23 protein-coding genes and 1 pseudogene are annotated in these 21,081 nt (G+C 50.8%); 10 read left to right on the plus strand and 14 right to left on the minus strand.

Going from position 1 to position 21,081, the window contains the following annotated elements; genetic code table 11:
* Positions 1 to 5 precede the first annotated feature (5 nt).
* From AAHF05_RS22770 to AAHF05_RS22825, 12 genes are all read right to left on the minus strand, one after another.
* The gene (locus AAHF05_RS22770) at positions 6 to 1,643 is read right to left on the minus strand and encodes a PP2C family serine/threonine-protein phosphatase (RefSeq protein WP_000081059.1); all 1,638 of its coding nucleotides are present in this window, start codon (positions 1,641 to 1,643) and stop codon (positions 6 to 8) included.
* Positions 1,643 to 2,683, minus strand: a complete 1,041-nt coding sequence (locus AAHF05_RS22775) for a TerY-C metal binding domain-containing protein (RefSeq protein ID WP_001253656.1) — start codon at positions 2,681 to 2,683, stop codon at positions 1,643 to 1,645. The genes AAHF05_RS22770 and AAHF05_RS22775 overlap by 1 nt, the downstream gene beginning before the upstream one ends.
* Positions 2,684 to 2,767: 84 nt before the next feature.
* On the minus strand, positions 2,768 to 3,406 hold the full coding sequence (locus AAHF05_RS22780) for a VWA domain-containing protein (protein WP_001253658.1): 639 nt from the start codon (positions 3,404 to 3,406) through the stop codon (positions 2,768 to 2,770).
* Positions 3,406 to 4,047, minus strand: coding sequence for a TerD family protein (locus AAHF05_RS22785; RefSeq protein ID WP_000116681.1), 642 nt, complete (start codon positions 4,045 to 4,047; stop codon positions 3,406 to 3,408). Before AAHF05_RS22785 ends, AAHF05_RS22780 begins: the two co-directional genes overlap by 1 nt.
* A 22-nt stretch (positions 4,048 to 4,069) precedes the next feature.
* Positions 4,070 to 4,708, minus strand: coding sequence for a VWA domain-containing protein (locus tag AAHF05_RS22790; protein WP_001253657.1), 639 nt, complete (start codon positions 4,706 to 4,708; stop codon positions 4,070 to 4,072).
* Between the two features lie 462 nt (positions 4,709 to 5,170).
* Positions 5,171 to 5,638, minus strand: a complete 468-nt coding sequence (gene terW / locus AAHF05_RS22795) for a tellurium resistance protein TerW (protein ID WP_001176767.1) — start codon at positions 5,636 to 5,638, stop codon at positions 5,171 to 5,173.
* Positions 5,639 to 5,655: 17 nt separating this feature from the next.
* Positions 5,656 to 6,864 carry a DUF4236 domain-containing protein gene (locus AAHF05_RS22800; RefSeq protein WP_011152964.1) on the minus strand — a complete coding sequence of 403 codons (1,209 nt, stop codon included), beginning with the start codon at positions 6,862 to 6,864 and terminating at the stop codon, positions 5,656 to 5,658.
* Positions 6,865 to 6,874: 10 nt separating this feature from the next.
* Positions 6,875 to 7,831, minus strand: coding sequence for an HpcH/HpaI aldolase/citrate lyase family protein (locus tag AAHF05_RS22805; protein ID WP_011152965.1), 957 nt, complete (start codon positions 7,829 to 7,831; stop codon positions 6,875 to 6,877).
* Positions 7,831 to 8,910 carry a cysteine protease StiP family protein gene (locus AAHF05_RS22810; protein ID WP_001585166.1) on the minus strand — a complete coding sequence of 360 codons (1,080 nt, stop codon included), beginning with the start codon at positions 8,908 to 8,910 and terminating at the stop codon, positions 7,831 to 7,833. Before AAHF05_RS22810 ends, AAHF05_RS22805 begins: the two co-directional genes overlap by 1 nt.
* A 1-nt stretch (position 8,911) precedes the next feature.
* The gene (locus tag AAHF05_RS22815) at positions 8,912 to 9,685 is read right to left on the minus strand and encodes a hypothetical protein (protein ID WP_001040058.1); all 774 of its coding nucleotides are present in this window, start codon (positions 9,683 to 9,685) and stop codon (positions 8,912 to 8,914) included.
* Entirely contained in the window at positions 9,678 to 10,820 is a 1,143-nt protein-coding gene (locus AAHF05_RS22820) for a phosphoribosyltransferase domain-containing protein (protein ID WP_001280115.1), read from the minus strand. The genes AAHF05_RS22815 and AAHF05_RS22820 overlap by 8 nt, the downstream gene beginning before the upstream one ends.
* Before the next feature lie 9 nt (positions 10,821 to 10,829).
* Entirely contained in the window at positions 10,830 to 11,888 is a 1,059-nt protein-coding gene (locus tag AAHF05_RS22825; RefSeq protein WP_012695441.1) for an ATP-grasp domain-containing protein, read from the minus strand.
* A 320-nt stretch (positions 11,889 to 12,208) separates the two neighbouring features.
* Here AAHF05_RS22825 and AAHF05_RS22830 point away from each other — a divergent pair, with 320 nt between their 5' ends.
* The 8 genes from AAHF05_RS22830 to AAHF05_RS22865 all read left to right on the plus strand — a co-directional run bounded on the left by AAHF05_RS22830 (position 12,209) and on the right by AAHF05_RS22865 (position 18,975).
* On the plus strand, positions 12,209 to 12,790 hold the full coding sequence (locus AAHF05_RS22830) for a tellurium resistance-associated protein TerZ (RefSeq protein ID WP_000254137.1): 582 nt from the start codon (positions 12,209 to 12,211) through the stop codon (positions 12,788 to 12,790).
* The gene (locus AAHF05_RS22835; protein WP_374936477.1) at positions 12,790 to 13,947 is read left to right on the plus strand and encodes a TerD family protein; all 1,158 of its coding nucleotides are present in this window, start codon (positions 12,790 to 12,792) and stop codon (positions 13,945 to 13,947) included. Before AAHF05_RS22830 ends, AAHF05_RS22835 begins: the two co-directional genes overlap by 1 nt.
* A 22-nt stretch (positions 13,948 to 13,969) precedes the next feature.
* Positions 13,970 to 14,425: a tellurite resistance TerB family protein gene (locus AAHF05_RS22840; RefSeq protein WP_000007449.1), complete on the plus strand. Its 456-nt coding sequence runs from the start codon at positions 13,970 to 13,972 to the stop codon at positions 14,423 to 14,425.
* 22 nt (positions 14,426 to 14,447) lie between these two features.
* On the plus strand, positions 14,448 to 15,488 hold the full coding sequence (gene terC, locus AAHF05_RS22845; protein WP_000255079.1) for a tellurium resistance membrane protein TerC: 1,041 nt from the start codon (positions 14,448 to 14,450) through the stop codon (positions 15,486 to 15,488).
* Positions 15,489 to 15,536: 48 nt separating this feature from the next.
* Positions 15,537 to 16,115 (plus strand): tellurium resistance membrane protein TerD, encoded by a 579-nt coding sequence (terD, locus tag AAHF05_RS22850; RefSeq protein ID WP_000116680.1) that lies wholly within the window; start codon positions 15,537 to 15,539, stop codon positions 16,113 to 16,115.
* A 68-nt stretch (positions 16,116 to 16,183) separates the two neighbouring features.
* Positions 16,184 to 16,759, plus strand: coding sequence for a TerD family protein (locus AAHF05_RS22855; protein ID WP_000301247.1), 576 nt, complete (start codon positions 16,184 to 16,186; stop codon positions 16,757 to 16,759).
* 428 nt (positions 16,760 to 17,187) lie between these two features.
* Positions 17,188 to 18,429, plus strand: a complete 1,242-nt coding sequence (locus tag AAHF05_RS22860) for a VWA domain-containing protein (RefSeq protein ID WP_001053340.1) — start codon at positions 17,188 to 17,190, stop codon at positions 18,427 to 18,429.
* A gap of 90 nt (positions 18,430 to 18,519) precedes the next feature.
* Complete coding sequence (locus AAHF05_RS22865; protein WP_000374058.1) at positions 18,520 to 18,975, plus strand: hypothetical protein; 456 nt, start codon at positions 18,520 to 18,522, stop codon at positions 18,973 to 18,975.
* Positions 18,976 to 19,215: 240 nt separating this feature from the next.
* Here AAHF05_RS22865 and AAHF05_RS22870 read toward each other — a convergent pair whose 3' ends face one another.
* Complete coding sequence (locus AAHF05_RS22870; RefSeq protein ID WP_000398479.1) at positions 19,216 to 19,407, minus strand: hypothetical protein; 192 nt, start codon at positions 19,405 to 19,407, stop codon at positions 19,216 to 19,218.
* A gap of 91 nt (positions 19,408 to 19,498) precedes the next feature.
* Positions 19,499 to 19,840 (minus strand): hypothetical protein, encoded by a 342-nt coding sequence (locus tag AAHF05_RS22875; protein ID WP_001151572.1) that lies wholly within the window; start codon positions 19,838 to 19,840, stop codon positions 19,499 to 19,501.
* Positions 19,841 to 20,465: 625 nt separating this feature from the next.
* Between AAHF05_RS22875 and AAHF05_RS22880 the strand changes: the two are divergent.
* Positions 20,466 to 20,686 (plus strand): annotated as a pseudogene (locus AAHF05_RS22880) (type I restriction-modification system subunit M N-terminal domain-containing protein); the annotation flags it as partial.
* Positions 20,687 to 20,826: 140 nt separating this feature from the next.
* Positions 20,827 to 21,081: a hypothetical protein gene (locus tag AAHF05_RS22885; protein WP_000880375.1), complete on the plus strand. Its 255-nt coding sequence runs from the start codon at positions 20,827 to 20,829 to the stop codon at positions 21,079 to 21,081.

The following is a 21,081-nucleotide window of genomic DNA, read 5'->3' on the forward strand; positions in this document are numbered from 1 at the left end:
ATCCCTTACCACAACACCGCAATAGTGCGGTCATCATGGTTCCCTGTGGAGAAAAAGTTAAGCCAGTCGCCTAACCTCTCAGGCGCAATACTGGCGTCTGTAAGGACAGGGTTGAGCTCATCAACGAGACGGGTCCATTTTTCGTCACTGCGAAGCCCATTATCCGTCTCAAACAGAGGGTCTGAGACGCCGTCTGTCATGAGGATCAAGTGAGATACATCATTCCATTTACCCACGCTGATGCGGCCGCTAAACGAGGGGTCTGCGATAATGCTCTGGTCAAGGAAACGGGTTTGTCCTGCGTATTCTCCGCTATCGGGATTTCCCAGTATCCTGACTTTACCGGAAGGGCTGTATGCACCTATCGCACCATCACCAAGCCAGAATGCAGCCGCAAACAGCTCGTTATCAGTTCGTAGCGCTACAGTTGCCAGAAGGGTTGTTGAATAGGATTTCACAGGTTGTTCTGCACAAATGGCTTCGTTCTGGATACTGTTGACCGCGAGCGTAGCTGCCTGTTTAAAATGATGAAGCATGGCGTTTATTGTTGCCTGCTGATCGCTCCCTTCCCACGCCGTGATGTGCTGCTTTAAATGGACGCCTTTCACACCACTGAGCTGATTTAAAAGGTAATCGCCAGCCGTTTTGACTGCAATCCGGGAGCCTTCCCGGGAATTTACCGCACTACCGGCTCCGTCTGCGACCAGCATGACAGACCATCCTGTTTCCTGGCAGTGGTTGATGTAGAAGTCGTCATCTCTGAAGCTTCCGGCATGCTCATGAGAGCGTCCCCGGCGACTGGCGGCAGCAATACGTATATCACCCCTGACCAGGCCAGCAGCGTCCAGATGGGACTTAGGGTAGGGAGCGTCTGCTGGTGGCTCTACCACCTTCCACAGGCTTCTCGGATCGGGATTGATTATAAATAGCTGTTTTGTTTCACATTCGTCGTGCGACGTGCATGACCAGATTACTGAAAGCTCTATATCGCCGCTTTCGGTGGGAGTACCTGTCAGCAACTCCTGTTCTTTGTCAAAAGACAGGCCAATGTTCCGGGGAAAGACAACGTCCCTGACAGTAGCCTGCTGGCCCTCACCCAGAACGATAGCAACCGGCGAAGAGAAACGTTCGCCTGCGCGGGCGTTGGGGATCGTTATTTTAGCTCTCGGGGGAACGGCAGGTGGCACAGCTAAGCTGGCCCGCTGCTGGCCTGTCGGTATCTGCCCGGGTTTTAATACCAGGGAAGACAGGTTTTCGTCTTCCCTCTGTGCTGGTTTATCAAATTCGTAATAAGGCATCAGCTTCCAGAACGGAGGATGAGGCTCATTTTCTGGCAGGGGTTGCAGTGCTGATGTATCGGTAGCGTCAATGCCCGGGTTATCAGCAACACTTACGACCGTTTGTTGCTGATCGGAAAGACTGGATGCTGACGAGGCGGCAATCTCTGCGTCGTTATCACCTTCGCTAACCCGCGCAGATAAACCCTGTGCAAGGCTCTCAATCCGCTCTTTAAGCCGCATAATTTCTTCGGTAAGGGATGGGTCCTGCGATAGAAGTAAAAGCCGCTCACCTTCAACAGGGTGGCCCAGCTCAGACAGAACTAAGCGGATAATCTTCTCTTCAAGTAAAGCATTTTGCGACATCAACCTCTCCCTCTGTTTACGTCGAAGTTAGTGTTTCCGCCATCATTGCTGAATGACAGGCCTGTTTCACACCACGGGCAGATCACGTCATCCGGGCCGTCAATACACAGCAACTTTCCGCATGAGCACAGGGCAAACGCACTGGCATTACCGCAGTGGGGGCAACCCGGTACGCCATGCAGTTCGCTGGTATTTACCTGCAAACCGGTAGCGGTGGCATCTGACCACGCAAAATAGTCCTCATCGATGGGATAGCATCCGGCAATATTAAAGCTGTTCAGGTTCAGACTGAAATCGAGCCCGGAAACCCTTGCTGGTGGCCGTTCATACTTCATCAGGTACGGACGACGGGTCTTGCTGCAACGGCCGGTAAGCGTAACGCAGTTTTCGTCGTACGCTTTTACTGGCTCGTCCTTGGCCAGCCGGACTATGTATTCAGTCTGGCTGAGCTCAGGTTGTTTGTCGTCCCCGACGCTGCGGCTGTGCGCCGTAACCGAGGCCGTGATCCATTTGATGAAGCGGGTAAAGTCCCCTTCCTGAGATTCGGTGAACAGCATGACATTCTCTGTCAGTTGCCGCAGGATATTCAGGTCCGCTGACGGCCCCAGGCCAACGGCAATGAGATTCACTTTACTCGCGTAGTGATCCTTCCAGCGCTTCACTTCTGCGGTTGTGTCGTCAGTCGGACGTCCGTCGGTAAGGAGATACACGACGGGTTTCCAGTCGCCTTTAGCCTCATGAGTGGTTTTTCTGACCTGGGTATCAATTTGCACGGTCAGCTCACGCAATGCAGCTCCAAGGCTCGTACCGCCGCCAACGGGAAGGCGGGGAGGGTAGAACGAGGCAATTTCGTGAAGAGGTACAATCGTACGGGCTACACCGGCAAATGCGATTACCGAGACCCAGGCTGTTTCAAGTGCGTGTGGATCCTTTCTTAAATCTCCGACGATCATTTGCAGACCATCAGTCATTTTTTTCAGGTTTTCACCAATCATGGACTCTGAACAGTCCAGGACAAAAAACACGGGAAGGCGTCTCATAATTTTCCTCGTACGGCTGGTACGGCCAGCAGAAAACGTTGCTGTACAGAAAGGTGCTGCCCGGAAACAGCACCTTTCTGTCTGTCAGAGCACCAGCTGGATTTCTGGTGGAGGAGGGGGAAGGGTATCAGTTCCGTTATTAATCCCCGCGCTTGTGCTGCCGGAAGACACGCTGGCCGATACCCATTTAAAGAAACCTGCAAACGCGGTTGAATCTAGCGTCTCCAGAGACACAACCTTATCGGTGAGCTGTTTTAAGTGCTCATGGCCTGCTTTAGGACCAACGGCGCAGGCAATGATGGATCCGAATCCCCGGCCGCGAATCGCTTTTACCGCTTCACCGTACGCCAGGGCATCAGAAGGGGTTCCATCAGTCATCAGGAATACCAGAGGACGCCAGTCTCCTTTGGTATCACCATCTGAGCGACGTACATCCCGTTCAACACACTGCATCAGACATTCAAGGGCAGCACCGGTGAACGTCCCGCCTGCGCTTGGCACAACGATGTCAGAAAACTGGAAGTCTTCCAGCGGCGTGAGAGGAATGAACTCACGCGCCTCATTGTCATAGGTGATAATGGAGATATGAACGCTTTCGAGGGCGTAGGGATCCTGGCGAAGAGCGCTAAGCATCGCCTGAATTCCAACGTTAACGGAATGGATTGACTCACCGCGCATCGAGCCGGATGTGTCGATAACAAGGTAAACAGGCAGGCGGCGCATCACATGTAATTCCTCAGGTGCGAGACAAACGAATCTGATTCTGAAGGCTCACCAATTGCCCTGAGTTTCCAGCCTGTAGCCTCGCGTATCAGCTCGGCAAAGACCATGGAGCGCTGGCTGGCGAAGGCGGGTCCGCCAGAAAGATCGAATCGTGCCATTTCAATATTACGGGCATCTACTGCCCGGATGAAGGCATTCTGAACTTTACCAAAGTGCTGCTGGAGCTTTTCACCATTGTAGATCTGAACGATGAACACAATTTTCTCGTACTGAGCGTCAAGGGAATTCAGGCGCACAATAATTTGCTCATCGTCACCGTCACCGGCTCCGGTTCGGTTATCGCCCGTCAGCCAGATATTGCCTGACTTATGGCGAAGGCTGTTGAAAAAGATGATATCGCCATTCACAAGCGTTGGTTTACCATTTTCCACATTGCCGAGATCGGTCACCTTTCCGGCTGAATTACACAGGAAAGCGATCACATCAAGGTCGTATTCTTCTTCTTTTTTACCAAAGATCCCGCCGAGAAAACCTTTCTTTTCCTCATTAATATCCCAACCGAGGCCGATAGTAACGGACGAGAGATCGTATTCATTTTTTTTCAGGCTTACGCCCTGGCCTTTGCTCAGACTGACAGACATGATATCCCCTTAATCAATAAAATTATAAGACCACATTTACTTCTGGCGGCGGCGGTGGCAGGTCTTCAAGACCGATCACTTCTTTTTTGCTGGACTCCACTTTCTGACTGCCTACCGAAATGCTCGCACTGACCCATTTAAAGAAAGCTTTAATCGTCGAACTGTCAGCTGTATCGAGCTGAACCACGATTTCAGTGATTTCTTTGAGGACGCTGGTATCGGCATCATGCCCGGCTGCACATGCCACAACAACGCCGGTTCTGGCCGCTTTAAAGTCATTCAGGCCTTTACGCCAGTCATCATTCGGACTTCCATCCGTCATCAGGAATACAAGGGGACGCCAGTCACCTTTAGTGTCAGCCGTCGTTTTCTGTACTTCTTTGGCAATGGAGCTGGCCGTGAGGGAAAGCGCTTCGCCAAGAGACGTGGTGCCGCTGGCTGTTAGTGCTGGCATCTGGAAACTCAGGAGGTCTGTCAGGGGGACTGCCTGTCGGGCTGAAGAATCAAAGGTGATCACTGACACGTGAGCCGTTTCGAGTGCATACGGATCCTGTTTCAGCGTGGTAAGCAGCGTCTGAACGCCATTTTTAACCGCTTCGATAGGCTCTCCGTGCATAGAGCCGGACGTGTCGAGTAGCAGATATACGGGTAAGCGTCTCAAATGTAATTCCTTCTTAAGAGATCGGAAGAGGAGAGTAGTTTCAGGAAGAGGCCAGGGTTTGTTGATTTGATAAAACGGCACGACATCTGTCGGGTGGAGATTAAATACTCAGAAGCGGCATTAAAGAAATAAGTTAACCACCATAGAATTACCGACATGTGAATGGCCTCTTATCAACAGAAAAATAATTCAGACCGGACTGGAATATAAGATTTCTGAAAAAACTCGGACAAATAAACTGTCTTATGTATGAAATTCATCATACATCACAGATCTGCATGAATGGAGTGTAAAACGCCCAAAGATTGATGTGTAGCACAAGAGGATGTCAAGACACCAGGTTTTGTAGTCAGTAAGGCGCTGCTGGCATTGCGGGAGGAGAATAGATCAAAACTACGTCACGCCAATACAGAGGTAAAATATGACAAAACCGGGGTTTTCACCCCGGTCTGAGATTTAGCGTCAGGACTTTTTAGCGCTGTATTCTTTTATCAGTTCGTCAACGGAGTGCAGAGCCAGCTTCTCTACCGCTTCACTTCGGGTCGAGCCACTCAGCGCAGCCAGACGGTCAATTTTTCTTAAGATCCGCATGCGTAGCGATAAGGACACGGCTGTTTTTTTATCCTTATCGAGTACGACCTTCCCTGTAGACTCACCGGTTTTCAGTTCAGCATTCTGTGCGAGCGCTTCATTCATCCGGCGAAGGGTCTTTTTATCCAGCTGGCCCGGATTAACGAGATGGTAGGAATGACCTGCCTTGCTGTATTTGATCTCCGCAGAATATGACTCGCGTAGCTCTTTGAGGGCCCGGGTTAATGTCGGCTCTGAGCATTCCAGACTGGTTATAATGTCGGCAGCGGAAACGGGCTTGCCGGTGCCCAGTAAGTTGGCAAGCTTAAAAATCCGGGCCTGTCTGGTATTTAATTGCATCGTAAGATTTAGCCTGCTTAAAGGGTTAGTGGTTCAATAGGCTGAAAAATGAAGGTACTGCTCATCTTTCGAATAACCGGGTGATCGCCTAACGCTTCAACCGGATCAATGTGTTCTATGCCTGCAAAATTTACTGACGACATCTGGCTGCGAGTGCATTTGCAGGACAGGATATACTCATCCTCCAGATAGCCGGTCCGCTTACTGACCCGTTGCGTAAAGCCTGACACAATCACGTTGTCGAAAGGTAGCGTATGTAAAACGATACCGACCAGGCGGAACAAGCAGCCATGGACGTGGCGGGCATAGTTTTCGCGTACGGCTTTTTGCGTCATGGCTTTTTCCGTCAGCTCCGTGCCCCGGGCATTAACGCCGTAAATCTTATCAGGGAAATCTTCAATCTCAGCTAAATCAACGTCCAGCAGGACTGCTGATAGCTCCGGCTTTACTTCAAATGCAACAATCGTTTCACGCGGCCATTCAGTTTCTGCCAGCACACCCGCCAGGTATGATTCGAAAAACGCGGCGTCTGTCCGGAACTGCTGCCGGGCATCTGCCTGAGCCGTGGCGAGCCGTTTTTCATGTTCTTCTGCTTCAAACTTCCAGTTTGCATACTGTTCGGCCCAGGCCGTCCGTTGTTGCTGGTACCGGTGCTGTCGAAGGGTATTCTCACGCTCCACATCAATCAGCTCCTGCTGCCACCGGCGAAGATTTTCGGCGTGGCGCTCAGCTTTAGCTGATTCCGATTCAAACCATTTACCCAGAAAACTAATGCCTTCGCTCTCGGCAGGCTTTTCCGGCAATGCAAGGTAGTCTGGCTTTTCTGGACGCACCGGTGCCGGAACCTGAAAAGGCGACGTTCTGTTATGCAGGTATACTGCTTCCAGCTCTGCCCAGCTGATGCCTGTTTTTGGATCCGGCGTCAGCTCGTGAATATTACGGATTGCGGTTACCGCTGACATGAGTTCAGCGGCTTCCTGCTCAAGCGCCTGTCTGAGCCCCGGGTCGGTTGCCGTCCGGTTTCCACCTCCGGAACGCGCGGCCCGGTCAAGCCGGGTACGGTAACTCAGCCCGGTACCGGGCAAGCCCAGATTGGCATAGGTCCCCCGGCTACCAAAAGAAACGGAAGCACCTCTCGGCCCGACACTCAGGCTCGGTGCACCGTTACTCAGGTTGAGGCGAACGCCAGGAATAATGTTGATCGACTTTCTGAACCTGAACCCCATTATGATTTCCTTAATGATGCTGGGTCACGGTAAGTAATCTGATTCCATCAGCGCTTTGCTCGTTCTGTAACCCATAAAAACGAGCTCTGTCCAGAATGCCAGCCGCCCAGCGGCGATGTGTGGCGGGTTCACACATTGCTCCCTGCGACTTAAACACGGCCTGGGTAGAGTTCAGGATCCGCAGAGCGTCAGAATACTCACCCTGAGTGACCATCAGCGCGTTTTGAATGACCTCTATCTGACCCGGGTGAATGGCCGTTTTCCCAACAAGCCCATGTGCCATATCAAGAGCCAGCTCTCTGGCCATAACGGCATGATCGTCAATATGCTCACATACGGGCGCGGTCAGGGCAAAATCACGCGGGCCGAAGACTGAAACGAGCATTTTGATGACGTAGCCCATCGGGCTGTCATACAGCGTCAGGTCCCGGGGGCGGCGAAGCGACACAACGTTCATAAGATCGTTGCCGCCGATTCGAAGCGCAATAATGCGGTCGTGGCAGGGATGTTCCACCAGGCGAGTGGCCAGCTCGCGCATCTGAACCACGTCAAAGACGTCTTCTGTTTCCAGCGTTGGCATCATGCACAGGTGAGTCCCGCCCATGATATCCCACCATTCAGCTAACGAACTGAGGGTAAATTTCGGCAACACAAACCCATCGACAGCGGAAAGATCATAATGCGCTTTTAACCATCTGCCCATTTCGGCATGCCGAGGGCGAATGAACACCAGAGGCCAGTCATTTTTACCCAGGCTACGCATGCTGTTACTGAGCTCGTGCAGCAGGTGCTCCAGATTTTTGAGGGCGATGGGGATGTCTGCTTCACTGACAGCATCCTCCAGGCAAATCACCAGAGAGCGCAAACCCGGGATTTTCCCGTGCAGGACGGCATCAGCAATATCTTCCCGTGTTGCAGGCATGTATAGCGTGGCTCCCAGATTCCAGGGAGAAAGACGATTTTTCATCAGAGTACCTTCTTGATAATGGTTACAGCCCGATACTGGCCGAGGGTTCCCCCCATTTCTGTAACAACTATTCCCTTTTCACGAGCAAGCCCTACAAGCAAGGCAACGTCCGGGTCGTCAATAGAACGCACAAATACATGGTCCGGTACCCGACGTAATACAGCCCGGGTTGCTTCAGCAATACCGGGTTTAATACGATTGACGCTGTCCACTTTAAATTCATCGGCCAGGAACGCGATAACGTCGCGACTTGTCTGCCATAAGACCCGGGCTGACTCCATATTCCAGCTCAGGGTAGCGAGGGATGACGGGGTTAACTTCTTACGGAAATGGGCGACGGTATCGACAAGCATCCGGCTGCATTCGAATTCACTGAGATGCTCGCAAACCATGCACCCATGTAATCCTTCAGAGGACCATACTGACCGGGAGATCAGGCCTGATACCGGCGCACCCATGATGCCAAAAGGAATGAGCCAGTCATCATCACTGGCTGCAAGCCAGGAGCAGCCACAGGGATCGGCCAGGACAACCAGTCGCGGCTGCTCAGGATAGCCCGGGCGATCTTTCAGTGCGCGTACAAGCTCTCCGGTAATTGCGCCTTTACCTGTCCATCCGTCAACAAAGACAATACCGCTGGTACCATGGCGCTCTTCAATGACGTCGAGGGCTGCACCGTCAATTCCACGATCCCGGATAATGCTGATACCGTAATGCCATGAGGTTTTCCCCATGTCACGCAGGGCCTGGTGCAGCATAACGCCGAGCGGCACGCCAGCTCTGACGAGACTGGCCAGTACAATGGGCTCATCACCGAAGCGTTCGGCCAGAGCAATAGCGAGCTGTGTGACTTCTTTTGCAAGTCTCTCTGCGCCCCGATCCAGCGCCCGGTGAAACAAATCAAGATGCCATTGTGTTGGCGCTGGCTCCTGACTGAGCATGTCCGAATAATGTTTCTTCCCTGACTGAATCAGCTCTTCTTTTTGCTCAACCGGCGTCATCTCAATGACTACCGGCTTTAGCAGAAATTCCACGTCACCGGGCTGGTATGAGCCGGTAAATGTGTCATGTGGCTGCATTTTAATTTTCTCCAAAAATTCGCTGTGAAATGGCATCTGCAAACTGACTCTGACGCGGGATGCCAAACCAGCTGCACAGTTTCATAAAACGATGATCGCTCAGGCTGTCGCCCAGACCAATTACGGGGAAGACTCCGCGTTCAGCCCGAAGTTTTTCAAGAAGCCATCTGACTGCCAGCCCTTTCTCAACCGCGGTGGGAAGCCAGGCCACGTTATTACTGTTGCGGTGGATGTAGAAGCCCTCGGTCGGAAACACCGTTTCTATCTCATCTGCAATGGCATTGAGCTCGTCAAGGCGGGTGCTGTCGCGGTGCTTCATCACCATATAAACCGCCGTTTCACCGTATTCGAAGTTCAGCCTTGCCCAGGCATTGATCCCTTTTGCGTCCATCATTTCAGTGATCAGACGCTGCATCGATGTCAGCTTTTCCTGATAGGGAGCCAGCTGGCCGAGCATATGGGCCTTCCACTCCTCGTCGGGTTTGCCTTCTGGCGTGAGAATGACGGCCCCGTGAGTGGTGATTGCCCAGGAGTGGAAAGGGATCCGTACGCGGCTGATTTCTTCAGTTCCCCGTGCGGTAACGGGTATGAGTTCAGCCTGCTCCAGGAGCCAGTCCACCAACATGGACTGTTCTTCCGTCATAAAGCTTCGTGGATTCAGGGTGCGATCAACGGCACCGGTACGGAATGGCTCCAGGGCCAGCTCGTCCACCATTTTACGACGGGTCTGAAAGAGCGTGTCGTCAAGGTCGCTCAGAACAACGGGTTTATTCATAGGTAACAATCTCCACGACGGCCGCAACCTCAGCCAGCGCTTTAAGAAGCTGCGTGTCAATACTTTCTGCGGGTGTCTCAGTACACACAAGAATGCGGTCAAACTGCTGGTGGGCGACGTTATAGACAAAATTGGGGATGCCCAGCCCGTAGTTATCCGTAAAGGAAATGGCGGACTCAATGGCATAACCAACGGCGATAGGGGAGCGGGTGGTCGATCCATAAAATGCCTGTGCTCCGGCAGCTTCGAGCCGTTCAGCAAGCAGGAACGGCTCCCAGACGAATTCCCCGGTCCCGAGAACCAGAATACGTTCCCCCTTGTGGACGGAGACCTCATGGCCGAGATCGGCCGCAGGTGCGAGCATCCCCAGTCGGCCCCAGGACTGTTTTCCCTGGATGTCCCATTCTCCTCGTGAAGTTACGTTGACTTTCGGCATGTCCGGGACAGGTGCATCAGGTAATGGGGTCCATCCCCACTTACCGCTTACAAGAGAAACCGAAGTGACTGGTAAGGTGCTGCGCTCGGACAAGGCTTTGCCACTCCAGTCGGTAAGCGTAACGGCTATAACCTGTTCAATATGTTGAAGCTTGCCGGTATTACGCAGGGCTGAAAGCAGGTTAATAAAGGTATTACCGGTGGTTGCCTCGTCATCAATCAAAACCAGCGTTCGTGCGTTGGTAACACGACGTCTTTTCTCTTCATCATCTGGCAGATAGATCAGATGATCGGTGGCGTGGCTGTGTTCTTCCTTGAACTCGCAAAGCAACGTGCCATCAACCGGGTGACGGGTAGAGGTCAGATAGACAGATTCAGGATGCTGGTGGCGCACTTCATCAAATACACCGGCCCCAAGCCCAACGGCGGTTTCAGCCATACCGATAAACAGTACGGGTCCTGTCAGTGTCGAGGGGAACTGGCTGGCAAGCTGTCTGTAGGCCTGCCGCATGACTGAGGGTGGCACGGGAATGTGCCTGCCGAGTACTTTGCTGACAAACAGAAAGGCGCGTTTCGGGTTACGTCTTTCAGCGATGTCAAACAGGTCATCGAGCGAAACTTCACCCTGGTCGCGGGTTACCTGAATCGTACCGCATGAGAGGGTACGGCGATAAATCATATCTTCGAGGATATCAGACATAAATACGCCTTAATTCAGAAGGTTAGAGAGTGATTCCGGGTATGCAATTACATCCGTAATGGATCTCACCGCAACCGGAGAAAAGGTGTTTTTAGCGCTCTGGCGCACCATATCTTCAGACATCAGACCGAGCTTAAAGGCAGCAAATAACCCAGGAAGGTTCACCCCGCTGTGAAGGGTATAACCCACCCCCCCTGACGGACGCATGTTGGTTTCAAGCAGCACCGGGTTGCCATTCACATCGTTTCGCGTCTGAACATTCACCAGCCCGTCGGCCTTCATAACCCTGGCGCAGTCACACGCCAGTTCCCAGGCGCTTCCTTCGTTTACCAGATACTGGATAACCCCTTCCTTACGGCGTCCCACGGCTGCGAGTATTTCGCCCTTATCCGCGAGGATATCGACGGAAAATTCCGGGCCTGGCAGGTACGGCATCAAAACAAGGGGTTTAAACGACTCAGCAGCTGATGCTGCTGCAATATACTGTTGCGGACTGACCAGACGATGTTCGGGATGATTAAAGACGGCCATAGGCGAAGCACTGTCATCAAAGCGCCAGAATCCCATGCCATAGATACCCGTCACCGGCTTCACGCATACCGGGCTGTCAGTGAACGGCGGGGCCGCGAGGTGTGTTTTTAATTCTGCCAGCGTATTCACCCGCCAGGATGGTACGACCGGGAGACCCTTTTGCTCCATAAACTGAGCAAAAGTAACTTTTTCGTCAGCCAGAGTTAACCAGTCGACGCCCGTTGCACCGGTAGTAAGGGTGGCACCGGTCGATTCAATGGCTGAACGGTGTTCTTCAAACCACTGGCTGTTACGGCCAGTATGAATATGGTGGATGCCGTAGGACTGAATGGTTTCCTGGATAAACTGAAGACGTTTTTGAGGATCTTCAGGTTCAGTCAAAGAATAGTCGGCAACGGAAAGGATTTCATTTCTTTCGTTACGGTGGGAGGCAAAAACGGTAATGGCAAAATTATTTTTTTTTGCAAATGATTTTACCCCCTGAATAATATCTCGCTGGGAGGATAAACCTTCCATAAACCAAATTTTCTTGTTCATTTTTTTTAATTATCCGGAACGCCATGCAAATTTATGATTGAGAAGTGAGTCTATGAGTGTCTAAGCTACATGTCAATCATAATATGATTAATAACTCCTGTGGTTATGGAGTGCGTCAGGTTTTTTGGATTCCTGATAACACATTGATATTTAAATTAAACTTAGAAAATTAACACCCTGAAAAGGATTTCTTTTTGTGTTTTTACAGAAAACTACCAAAATTTCCCTTGTCAGAGAACTTCATCATGATATGATTTTCTTCGTCAGTTACTAAATATACCTTTGATTGTCTCGGTCATTACCATTTTAAGGAATAAAACATGGTTTCATTAGTTAAGAACCAGACGGTATCACTCAGCAAAGAATCATCTGCATTAAGCCAGCTTCATTTCGGTCTCGGTTGGGATCCGGTTAAGAAAAAAGGTCTTCTTGGAGGATTGTTTGGAGGCAACGACTCAATCGATCTCGATGCTGGCTGCGTATTAATGGACAGCACCGGTAAAACAATTGACACCATCTGGTTCCGCAAACTGGAATCCACCTGCGGCGCTGTTGTGCACAGTGGCGATAACCTGACCGGTGAAGGTGACGGTGACGATGAGGTGATTAATGTCAACCTCTCCCGACTGCCTGCAAACGTTGAATACCTGGCGTTTACGGTAAACAGCTTCCGTGGTCAGTCGTTCAATGACGTCGAAAACGCGTTCTGCCGCGTTGTCGATCAAACCGGCAAAGAGCTGGCTCGCTACAAGCTGACTGAGCAGGGCTCACATACCGGGATCGTTATTTCTTCGCTGCGCCGTAATAACGGCAACTGGGACTTTACCGCCCTTGGCCATGCCTGTCGCGGCCGCACAATTGACGATATGCACTCCGATATCGTTTCAGCGGTTATTCGCTAATGAACCTGACGCCGGGGGGCAATGCCCCCGTTCCAGCCCAGGAGTTGCGGGTCCGGATCACCTCGGGCGGCCAGGTGGATGCTTCGGCGTTTCGCCTGTATGCCGACGGGAAGGTGCAGGGTGATGCGGACATGGTGTTTTATGGTCAGCCACGTAACGATGATGGTACCGTCAGCCTGGTCAGTGAAGGCCAGTACTCAACCTTTACTGTCGCGCTCAACCGGCTGAAACCTGATGTCCAGAAAATTGCGTTCACCGTGGCCTGTGACGGTGGGCAGACGGTGTCCGGTCTTCGTAATCTTTCCATCGACGTGGAGCAAGGGGCTACCGGCCTGGTTAGCGGCAGTGTCGAACTGAGCGGCCGTCAGGAAGCAGCCTTAATTCTGGGTGAATTTTACCGTCGTAATAATGACTGGAAATTCCGCTTCGTTGCGCAGGGGTTCAACGGTGGACTTAAACCGCTGGCAGAGCATTTCGGCGTAAATATTGCCGACGAACCGGCTCCCGCAGCCCCGACTCCTCCGGTTGTAACCCCTCCGCCAGTTGAGACAAAAATCAGCCTGAGCAAGGTATCGCTGACAAAAGAGAAGCCTGCAATCAGCCTGACCAAACGGGATAACTTCGGTGAAATCCGGATCAACCTGAACTGGCACCGGGGCAGCGGCAAATCAGGCTTTGCAGGCATGTTCGGCTCCAAAGGAATCGACCTGGATCTGGGGGCCTTTGTTGAGCTTCAGGACGGGTATAAATCGGTCATTCAGGCGCTCGGTAATGCATTCGGTGATTATCGCGATGAACCGTATGTTCAGCTCAAGGGCGATGACCGGACGGGTGATGTATCAGACGGCGAGTGGCTGCATATCAATGGACGTGAATGGAAGCATATCCGCGAAGTGCTGATTTACGCCTTTATTTATGAAGGTGTTCCCAGCTGGGACAAGACTGATGGTGTGGTCACCATTCATGTGCCGGATCAACCGCCCATTGAGACCCGCCTGACCGAAGGTGAAAACCGTCGCACATTGTGCGCCATTGCCAGACTCGTAAACGAAAACGGCGCAATTAAAGTCGAGCGAATTAACCAGTACTTCAAAGGCCAGGACGAAATGGACCGGGCATTTGGCTGGGGATTTCGCTGGAGCGCCGGTTCTAAATAACACAGCAACAAAGGAAACAGGTATGAGCTTTTTCGACAAAGTTAAAGGTGCCATTAACTCAGGCCGTGACGAACTGACCCGCCAGGTTGGCCGTTTCAAAAACAAAAAATTCATGCAGGGCACCGTTGCTGTATGTGCCCGTATTGCCGTATCGAGTGACGGCGTAAGTTCGGAAGAAAAGCAGAAAATGATGGGCTTTCTGCGCTCTTCAGAAGAGCTGAAGGTCTTCGATACCAATGAGGTGATTGAGTTCTTCAATAAACTGGTTTCAAGCTTCGATTTCGATGTTGAAATCGGCAAGGGCGAAACCATGAAATACATCCTGGCGCTGAAAGATCAGCCTGAGGCCGCTCAGCTGGCCTTACGTGTTGGTATTGCCGTTGCGAAAAGTGACGGTAACTTCGATCAGGACGAGAAACTGGCCTCCCGCGAGATCGCTATCGCGTTGGGCTTCGACCCGGCTGAATTTGGCCTCTGATCCACATCCCTAAGGGTAAAATATGGTTTCCACACACATCGGCTTCCCGACTGAAACGGTCATTGTTTTTATTGCGCTTTCAGTCGGTGCCATCTTTATTGACCTGTTTATGCACCGTGATGACAAGCCTATTTCGCTGAAGAGTGCGGCGCTCTGGTCCGTATTCTGGGTTGTGGTTGCGATGGCATTTGCCGGTTTCCTCTATATCCACCACGGTGCTGAGGTTGCCAGTCTGTTTGTCACGGGTTATGCGCTGGAGAAAGTGCTGTCGGTCGATAACCTGTTCGTCATGATGGCCATCTTCTCCTGGTTCGCCGTTCCGGATCGTTATCGCCACCGTGTTCTCTACTGGGGGATCATTGGTGCCATTGTCTTCAGGGGCATCTTTGTCGCCATCGGTACGAGCCTGCTGAGTCTGGGGCCGTATGTTGAAGTTGTCTTCGCTATTATCGTTGCCTGGACAGCGGTCATGATGCTTAAAAGCGGTGATGACGATGATGAAATTGAGGATTACTCCCAGCATCTGGCTTACCGCATGGTTAAACGCTTCTTCCCTATCTGGCCGAAGCTCAGAGGGCATGCCTTCCTGCTTAACCAGAAGGAAGTGGATGCTGAACTGGCGAAACCAGAAAACAGCGATGTCACCATTGGCCGTGGTAAAAAAGCGGCGCTGTATGCGACCCCGCTGTTCCTGTGTGTGGCTGTGGTTGAACTCTCGGACGTAATGTTCGCGTTTGACTCGGTACCGGCAATCATTGCCGTCAGTCGTGAACCGCTTATCGTCTATAGTGCCATGATGTTTGCTATCCTGGGCCTGCGTACTCTGTACTTTGTCCTTGAGGCACTGAAACAGTACCTGGTTCATCTGGAGAAGGCCGTTATCGTGCTGCTGTTCTTCATCGCGGCAAAACTCGGCCTGAATGCGACCGATCACATCTGGCATCATGGTTACAGCATCGCGGCAACAACCAGCCTGTATGTTGTACTGGGTGTACTGGCGCTGGGCATTCTCGCAAGCGTCATGTTCCCGGGCAAACCTGAATCTGAGGAAAAGGGGAGTTAATCCCCTTAAGTGTTAACCTGAACAATTACTAATCGAAGAGGTTATTTTATGAGTGTTTCTCTTTCCAAAGGCGGGAACGTCTCCCTAAGTAAAGCAGCTCCGTCAATGAAAAACGTCCTGGTGGGCCTTGGCTGGGATGCGCGTTCAACAGACGGTCAGGACTTTGACCTGGATGCTTCAGCATTCCTGCTGGCCTCAAACGGCAAAGTGCGCGGCGATTCAGATTTCATCTTCTATAACAACCTGACGTCATCCGACGGTTCCGTAACGCACACCGGCGATAACCGCACCGGTGAGGGCGATGGTGATGATGAATCGCTGAAAATTAAACTGGACGCCGTCCCGTCTGAAGTTGACAAGATCATCTTCGTTGTGACCATCCACGATGCTCAGGCTCGTCGCCAGAGCTTTGGTCAGGTATCCGGTGCGTTTATTCGTCTGGTTAATGACGATAACCAGACTGAAGTTGCTCGCTACGATCTGACCGAAGATGCGTCCACTGAGACTGCCATGCTGTTCGGCGAGCTGTATCGCCACAATGGTGAGTGGAAATTCCGCGCAGTAGGTCAGGGTTATGCTGGTGGTCTGGCATCTGTATGTGCTCAGTACGGCATTAACGCGTCCTGATCAAAAAGTAACTTTTCTACCCGGGGCTGTTAATGCAGCCCTCATTCAACTGTTTGCAGGAGCTAAAAATGGCAGTTTCTCTCGTAAAAGGCGGCAATGTATCTCTGACCAAAGAAGCACCAACCATGAATGTTGCTATGGTTGGCCTAGGCTGGGATGCCCGTGTAACCGATGGTCAGGGTTTTGACCTGGACGCTTCCGTGTTCGCAGTAGGCGAAGACGGTAAAGTGTTGTCAGATGCGCATTTCATTTTCTTCAATAACAAAACCAGCCCTGATGGCGCGGTAGAGCACCAGGGCGACAACCGTACCGGTGAAGGCGACGGCGACGATGAGCAGGTCAAAATCGATCTGACCAAAGTCTCAGCAGATATCAAAAAACTGGTGTTTGCCGTTACCATCTATGATGCAGAAGCGCGTAAACAAAACTTCGGCATGGTGAGCAACAGCTTCATGCGCGTTTACAACAACGACAACGGCACGGAAATTGCCCGTTTCGATCTGTCTGAAGATGCCTCAACCGAAACCGCTATGGTCTTCGGTGAACTGTATCGTCATGGCGCTGAGTGGAAGTTTAAAGCTGTCGGTCAGGGCTTTGCCGGTGGCCTGGCGGCTCTTGCCTCCCAGCACGGCGTTAACATCTAAAATAACGCTGAATCATACCCCGGCAATGCCGGGGTTTTTTTTGGTTGCGATCCGCTATCAGGAGGGGGGGGGCAGAAAGGGTTCGGGAATCTCAGAAAGCAGAGAGATGTTAATTCTGACGTGAGCCTTTTAAAGGCAGGAAACGGATTTTTCTCTGGTTGCTGGTTAAAGCCTGTATTCCGTGCCTTATATCAACAGCATGCCCCTCTGATATATGTTACGTTTGCGACTTATGAAGGCACGGGTTCTGGAAGATAAAATACCCGACCAATGGAAATTCCAATTCAACAGGTATAGAAACTTCAACGTGATGAAATATGGTGTCACACCATATATACGCCTCACCAGAAATCCAGCGTCCTGAACTAAGCCAGGGGAACCTATATAAACGCTGCGCTTTAAAATAATCAAAAATCAGGAGAGTTAATGTGAATCTACAATCCGGACAAAACATACCACTTCAGCAATCTGCGATCAGGCTGAATCTTCAGTACCCTACCAAATCCGGCTTTAAAGGCGAACCCGATACCTGCCTGTTCCTGCTTAATGCTCAGGGAAAGGTCAGCGGCGATTCTGACTTTATCTTTTACAATAATCTGTCTTCTCCTGAAGGGGCAGTAAAGCTCGTTACCGGTTCTCAGCAGTCCAGCATTGAGATAGCACTGGATCGTGTTCCTGCGAACATCAGTAAAATTGCAATCACAGTTGTCATTGATGGTGAAGATACCATCAGTGGGCTCAGTTCGTTGAGCATGCAGGCTCAAGGAATCGCTGAGTTCCAGGCTGAGACTCAGGGCCGCAGTGAGAAAGCAATTATCCTGGGTGAAGTATATCGGCACAATGGCGCCTGGAAGCTTCGTGCGCTCGGGCAGGGTTTCAACGGTGGTCTTGAGCCTCTGGCCATTAGCTATGGCGTTGATGTCGCACAGCCAGCTCCGCAGCCAGCAAAGCCTGCTCGTATCAGTCTGGAAAAGAAACTGGAAACCAGATCTCCGCGCCTTGTAAGCCTCGCTAAAAAAGCCTCGGTCAGTCTTACTAAAAATAAACTGGACACCCTTGAGGCAGCGGTTGCATTTGTACTTGACGCATCCGGCTCAATGAGTGGCCAGTTCAGTAAGGGTAACGTTCAGTCTGTGCTGGACCGCATCGCCGTTCTTGCCGCCCAGTTCGACGACGACGGTGAAATGGATGTCTGGGGATTTGGAGAGAAGCATAAGAAGTATCCAAACGTCACACTGGACAACCTGGACACATATATTCAGTCCATTCGCGGGGCTGGAAAGCGTTCAGCCTGGGAGAACCTGCCGGGCCTCGGAGGGACAAACAACGAGCCTCCTGTGATGGAAGAAATAGTCGACTACTTTAAGGACTCGAAAATCCCGGTGTATGTTGTATTTATTACCGATGGCGGGATCAGCAAGACCCGGGCGATTAAAGATGCAATCCGGCGTTCTGCCAACTACCCCATCTTCTGGAAGTTTGTCGGCCTGGGTGGTTCAAGCTACGGTATCCTCAAAAATCTGGATGACTTTACTGACCGCCGGGTTGATAACACCCACTTCTTTGCCATGGATGATTTCGGTTCGATTAGCGATGAAAAGTTATATGATAATCTACTGGAAGAATTCAGACCGTGGATCGATGAAACAAAAAGGTTAGGCATCCTTTAATACGCACAGTTTGAGCTTGGTTGAATGAGCTCTACAGCAGCTTAATACTGTAGAGCCTTTGTTCATTGGAAATCGTACAGGGAGGCGCATATGGACCGCATCAAGTACCTGAAATGGATAGCTGAAGAATCACCAAGTACGGCTCAGCAGCTGGTGGCCTGGTTAAACAGAGCAAGGCACTATACGCCCGACATGAAAGAGCATCAGGCAGGTGTACAGATTCAAGAAAAGGGGATTGTTGTAGGGCTTAGACAAAGTACTAATCGTTATCATGGAGATTGTCTGACCATACATGTGGTACGGCTTCCGGAAGAAATACAAAACAAGGGATGGTTTAAGTCTTTTCTGAAGCTTTGCTGTGAATCGAATCCCTGGTGCGATGTTGTAATAGAAGACGTGAAAAACCCATATTTATTAAGCTTTTGTAAGAAACTAAACTTTACTGTATTAGATGAATTTTACCCGAATACTTACATAGTAAACACAGATGCCATTATGAGTTTACCTATCCCACCCTTAGGGAGATACGAAACCTATCTTTATTAAACCTGCGAACCTTTACCGGTTGCGTGGGGAGCGGATGGACTTCGGCTAAAGAAAAATCACATCGTCTATTTTGACCAGAAAAAGCTAATCTGCTTGATGTAATGCAGAAACGCATTACATTAATATCTTCTCCCAACAATCACCTGAACAATTCCCTGATTGCTTTTCACCTCATACCAGTGCTGGCTCATAGTTAGTCCTTAAGCAAATTTGTTATCGGAATAAAGAACGAAGCCAGCCTCATCGAGGCGCATAACCTTCTTCCCTTAACGCCTGTTGTAATTTTTCAATTGCGCTTTTCATTACCCAGGCTTCTTCGTCACTCACAGCACAGCCACGAAGATCGCTCCAGCTCAGACGTTTAACTAATTGAGCAAGGGCCATAGTTTCATTCTCATCAAGCTGCAAACTCAGTGTCTCAATACCTTCCACTATCTAACCTCCCTTATACTGAAAAATGGCGCTTTATTTCTGACCAGATGCCGAAGCCTTGAATGCGGCCGGAACTGCCGTTGTTTCTACTTTACAGAAATGGAATTAAAAAGTGGTGGTGCTGGGCACGTTTCTTTTCCAGTCGGGGTTTAAGCCAGAGCCGAAACTCATTCAACTTCTCAGCAGCCAAAACCGCTTCAACGGGGAAAACTTTATATTTACCCTGCTGCTGAGGTTCACCCAACCATCGCCTGATGGCTCCGTCAGTCCATAAACGAGTCTCTTTGAGCCTGGTTACAGTGACCCATTTCCTGGACCATTCATCAAATTGTCGCTGGCGATCCCGATAACGTTGTTCTTCCTGCTGACGAAGCCAGTCACGATCAACAGCGAATTTTCGGTATCCAACAAAGAGCCCTTGTACTTTGGCCATGACAACATTCCGGTTTGCTTAGAACTGTTCAGACAGACATGTCAGGGATAAAGCTGAAGAAAAAGGTACAACGAAGAATAACCAAGACATAGGCCTGCCGGGTAAGTGGTGCGGTGCACAGGACTGTCGGAAAGTACGCTCAGAGAGGGTCGTTTAAGCATGATGCACCACCGCCAGCCAGCCTTAATAATGGTAATGTACCACTGGGTTACCAGACAGACCAGTAACGCATCAAACATAAAACTGTTTTTTAAAAAACGTCAGGAACGTAGCCTGACCTTTTAACCAGTGGTGTAAAAAACATACAGATTGCTCTGAGGTATGAGGTTCAGCAACTAGCCTTGTCGACGCAGAAACATTAAGTAATCAATAGCAGCTATCGCAAACAATGGTGAAAACCACCACGTGCTTTTCAACAAGCCAAGCGGCAGAAAGAGTACAGTTGCCATCGAATAAACAAAAACACGAACCATACCATCTGTAATAAACATAGGCTATTTGCAATCTGAGGTTGGATTGTAGATTTTAGTTAGAAATGGATCAAAGTCCGTTTTGTGCAAAACTTGGTTGACAACCCTCTTTTGGAAGATGTGCCGTTTCGTGCAAAAGTTGGTTGGAGGCCAAGATGGCAGAGTTCGTAGGTTCGGCTGCTTCGCAAGCTGATTTCATTTGGAAGAACGCGGAAGACCTGTGGGGGGGGATTTCAAGCATACCGACTTCGGCAAGATCATTTTGCCGTTTACTCTGCTGCGTCGATTGGAGTGCGCACTGGAGTCTACACGGGAAGCATCGCTCGATAGCCAACCAGCCACGATTGAGTTCTTAGAAGCAGAGTTCAGTGTTGATTTCGATGCGCTGCTATCTTGACCGCCAATCAGACCCGCATGGTTCAGGTTTGTGTATGAGAGTCCCCAAATGGCTGTAGTTCTAACCAAAGCCTTGATTGAAGCCGGCCGCGCCGGAAATAGTGGGTACAGAAAAGGCAGTTGCTTGCGCTGGGCGTAAGTTACCCGCCGAAAAGCGGCTGGATCGAACGACTGATCGGCACTGAGGTATCTGACGAGCAGTACGAACGCTTTCTGGGGCACAGCACGAGCAAGCAGGCTGAACAGATCCTACGCGGAGAGCAGCCAGCCAAGGGGCTTCAGTATGCAAAGCGAGCGAAGAAGCTCGCTTCTGAAAGAAAAGCCACAATTGATCTGGATAACGAGCACCTGTCTGAAATCGAAAAGTATCGGTAG

Origin of the sequence: Enterobacter adelaidei, from assembly GCF_041937165.1 — a bacterium.
GTDB lineage: Bacteria > Pseudomonadota > Gammaproteobacteria > Enterobacterales > Enterobacteriaceae > Enterobacter > Enterobacter adelaidei.